Source organism: Actinophytocola sp. (assembly GCF_035762905.1).
Classification (GTDB): domain Bacteria; phylum Actinomycetota; class Actinomycetes; order Mycobacteriales; family Pseudonocardiaceae; genus DASYTH01.
Map to the genome: position 1 here is coordinate 1 of NZ_DASUCC010000106.1, position 2,700 is coordinate 2,700.

At 70.3% G+C, this 2,700-nt stretch carries 3 protein-coding genes and 1 pseudogene; 1 reads left to right on the top strand and 3 read right to left on the bottom strand.

Annotation, left to right across the window (positions count from 1 at the left end):
- The 3 genes from VFV67_RS23310 to VFV67_RS23320 all read right to left on the bottom strand — a co-directional run.
- Positions 1-740 (bottom strand): ABC transporter ATP-binding protein (locus VFV67_RS23310; RefSeq protein ID WP_326472748.1); only part of this gene is annotated, 740 nt, incomplete at its 3' end.
- A 32-nt stretch (positions 741-772) separates the two neighbouring features.
- Positions 773-1,618: a DUF4097 family beta strand repeat-containing protein gene (locus tag VFV67_RS23315; protein ID WP_326472749.1), complete on the bottom strand. Its 846-nt coding sequence runs from the start codon at positions 1,616-1,618 to the stop codon at positions 773-775.
- A gap of 98 nt (positions 1,619-1,716) precedes the next feature.
- Complete coding sequence (locus VFV67_RS23320) at positions 1,717-2,205, bottom strand: toxin-antitoxin system HicB family antitoxin (RefSeq protein ID WP_326472750.1); 489 nt, start codon at positions 2,203-2,205, stop codon at positions 1,717-1,719.
- A gap of 212 nt (positions 2,206-2,417) precedes the next feature.
- Between VFV67_RS23320 and VFV67_RS23325 the strand changes: the two are divergent.
- Positions 2,418-2,700: pseudogene (locus VFV67_RS23325) on the top strand (amino acid transporter); the annotation flags it as partial.

The window sequence follows — 2,700 nt, forward strand, 5'->3', positions numbered from 1 at the left end:
CGGGAGGCGGCGTCGAGCGCCGCGGCATCCGCGAACCGGAGCCGGATGTGGCCTCCGGGCACCAGGCGCTTGAGCTCGTCCGGCGTTCCCTCGGCGACGATGCGGCCGCCGTCGAGCACCGCGATGCGGTCCGCGAGTTCGTCCGCCTCGTCGAGGTACTGGGTGGTGAGCAGCACGGTGGTCCCATCCGCGACGAGGCTCCGCACGATCTCCCACATGGTGTGCCGGCTGCGCGGGTCCAGGCCCGTGGTGGGCTCGTCGAGGAAGATGACGCTGGGTGCCGAGACGAGGGTCATCGCCAGGTCGAGGCGGCGCCGCATCCCGCCCGAGTACGTCGCGAGCGGCTTGCGGGCGGCGTCGCTGAGGTCGAACTGGTCCAGCAGCTCGGCCACCCGCGACTTCGAGCGGTCCGCCCCAAGGTGCCGCAGCCGGGCCATCAGCAGGAGGTTCTCCTCGCCGGTGAGGAGGTTGTCCACCGCGGAGAACTGGCCGGTGAGTCCGATCGCGGCGCGCACGCCGCCCGGATCGCGGACGACGTCGCAGCCGTTCACGAGCGCTGTGCCGGCGTCGGGCCGGACAAGCGTGGCCAGGATGTGCACGGCGGTCGTCTTTCCGGCGCCGTTCGGGCCGAGCAGCGCGGTGACGGTGCCGGCGCCCACGGTGAGGTGGACGTCGTCGAGCACGACTTTCTTGCCGTAGGACTTTCGCAGCCCGCGGACTTGGATCGCTGGCGTGTTCATGTGGTTCGTTCCCCTCTGCTGGATGCCCGGAGTCACCGGGCGCGCTGGATGCTGATGTCGCTGGCCCGGGTGCGGGCGCGCACCGCGACGGCCTGTTCCGACGCGCCGGGCGCGTGGTCGCCGTCGAGCTCGTTGCGCACGTGCCCATCCTTCGAGGACAGGTCGAGCCAGGCGGGAACGCCGGGCCGCACGCCGATGGTGACCTGGCCGAAGCCGCTCTCCACCTGGATGGAACCGCTCGAGACCTCTCCCAGGTGGATGCTGCCGTACGCGGTCTTCGCCGCAACGGAGGCGAGCGCCTTGGTGATCTCAAGGTCGCCGTAGGAGAGCTTCGCGTCGAGGTCGCCGCCGGATTCCCCGATCAGGATGCTGCCGTGCGAGGCCTTGAGGAGCGCGTCGCCGGTGACCGTGCCGATCCGGATCTGACCGTGGTCGGCCGTGATCTCGGTGCCGCCCTCGGCGGTACCGACGGTCGCGTTGCCGTGCGCGACGCGCAGCCACAGGTCGCCGGTGGTGTCCAGATCCACGCGGCCCATCGAGCTTTTGACGCGGGTCGCGCCGAGGCGTCCGACGGCGCGCACGCCGCCCACCGCTATTTCGGCGGTGAACCGCGACCCGGCCGGCAGCTCGACCTTGACGTCGACCGACTCGGTGGGGCCGATCCAGCTGAGCCGGGGCCGCGGGCCCTTGATGGTGACCCGCTGGCCGTCGAAGTCGACCGTGGTCTCCTCCGCGCCCCGGCGGTCCACCGCCTTTGCAGGATTGGTGGGCGAGACGGTCACGACCGTGTCGGCGCGGTCACCGGCGAAGACGTCGATCGCGCCGACCTGCAGGTTGATGGCGAGGTCGATGGGGGCGGGGGTGTTGAAGGTGGGCATGCCGAAGTCTGCCTTTCTGTGGGTGTGTTTGTCCGGCCCCGCGGGACGGCGGGGTTTGTGGTTGGTGGGTGTGTTTGGTTGTGGGCGGGGCGGGCGGGTTAGCGCGCCCACCCCGCGAAGTTGTCGCCGGTGCGCAGGGTGCGCTGCGCGGATCGCCGCTGCTTGGGCTGGAGGGCGGTGGCAACGGCCCGGACCAGCCAGGTGTTGACGGACAGTCCGTCTGCCGCGGCCGCCTCGTCCACCCGCGCCTTGAGGGCGTCGGGCAGGCGGAGCGTGGTGCGGGAGGTGCTCGCGTCGTCGAGGTCGAGGGATGCGGCGGGACGGTCGTCGTTGTCGGGCTCGGTGTTCGGCTGGGTCACGATGAACTCGACGTCGCGTCCGCGCAGCCGCAGGTCCACCGAGCCGGGCGCGAGGTCCCGGGTGATCTCGCCGGCCGCGGCCGACAGGACGTCGAGCAACACGAGCCGCGTGGCGGCATCCAGCCCGGCGGCGAGCCGCTCGGCGGCGGCACGGGTGTCCTCCGAGCCGTTCTCCGCGGCATCCACTAGCTGGCGTTGCAGGTCGCTGACGTACTGTCCGAGTTCCATGCCACCATAGTGACACCACGGTGGTGTCACGTCAAGGCTTAGTGGTGTCACGCCCGGCCGCGGGGGCGCGCAGGGCGCAATCCGTCGGCGTTAGGAAAGTGTTAAGAAACCGCAGGATCAGGCCTTGCCGGGTCATCCCGGGAATAGGGTGAATTGCCGAGGTGTCGGCCATTTGCATAACGCTGCGCCCGCTGAGTCAAGAGGAGACGCGGATGAGCGGTACAGGCCATCAAACCCTTCCGGCAGAGGTACGACGGCCACAGCCGGCGACCGACACCGGCAGCGTTCTGGTGCGGTGGTTGCTGAAACACCGCGTTCAGCCGGTGATCGGACCCGAGAGCCCGGAAGACCATGCCAAGCCGCAGGCCTGGTGGAAGGTCATGTGCCTTACCGGAGTCGACTATTTCTCCACGCTGTCCTACCTGCCGGCGATCGCGGCCCTCGCGGCTGGCGCCTTGTCTCCGCTGGCAACCCTCCTGATTGTCGCCCTCACCC

Coding starts and splice junctions, on each gene's coding strand:
- VFV67_RS23315 (WP_326472749.1), bottom strand. CDS start 1,618: ATGCCCACCTTCAACACCCCCGCCCCCATCGACCTCGCCATCAACCTG.
- VFV67_RS23320 (WP_326472750.1), bottom strand. CDS start 2,205: ATGGAACTCGGACAGTACGTCAGCGACCTGCAACGCCAGCTAGTGGAT.